General features: G+C 71.8%; 1 protein-coding gene. It reads right to left on the bottom strand.

The window, feature by feature from the left end; genetic code table 11:
- Window positions 1–13: 13 nt before the first annotated feature.
- Window positions 14–578: ribose-phosphate diphosphokinase (gene prs / locus QF777_12140; protein ID MDP6912278.1), on the bottom strand; the 565-nt coding region annotated here is incomplete at its 5' end.

Below are 578 nucleotides of genomic sequence, written 5' to 3'. Positions count from 1 at the left end.
GCGCCGGCCGCGGCTAGGATAGGAGGTCCGCCGCCATGTCCTGGGTGAAGAGGGCGCTCACGGACGTGCCGCACTGGATGCCGCGGATGGCGCCCTCGACGAGCTTGCCGACGCTGACCTGGCGGATCTTGCGCGTCTTCTCGCGCACGGCCGCGGCTAGCGGCACCGTGTTCGCCACCACGCACTCCTCGAGCACGCACTGCTCGATGCGGTCCGCCGCGGGCCCGCTGAAGAGGCCGTGCGTCGCGAACGCGAAGACGCGCCGCGCGCCGAACGCGCGCAGCTCGTTCGCGGCCGCGGTCAGCGTGCCCGCCGTGTCGATCATGTCGTCGACGATGACGCAGTCGCAGCCCTCCACCGAGCCGACGAGGTGCATCGTGCCGACGACGCCCGCCTCCGCCCGCTGCTTCAGGATGACGGCGAGCGAGACCTGCGGCGGGTCCGGCAGGCGGCCGAAGCCCTCCATGAACGCCTTGGCGCGCGCGACGCCGCCCGCGTCCGGGCTGACCACGACGGGCTTGACCAGGTCCTTCATGTTGAAATAGGTCACGGCGATCGGCGCGGCGAACAGGTTGTCC

Source organism: Acidimicrobiales bacterium (genome assembly GCA_030747595.1).
Classification (GTDB): domain Bacteria; phylum Actinomycetota; class Acidimicrobiia; order Acidimicrobiales; family MedAcidi-G1; genus UBA9410.
Note: the sequence above shows the minus strand (reverse complement) of the source record. Positions and strands in the feature narration are given on the sequence as shown.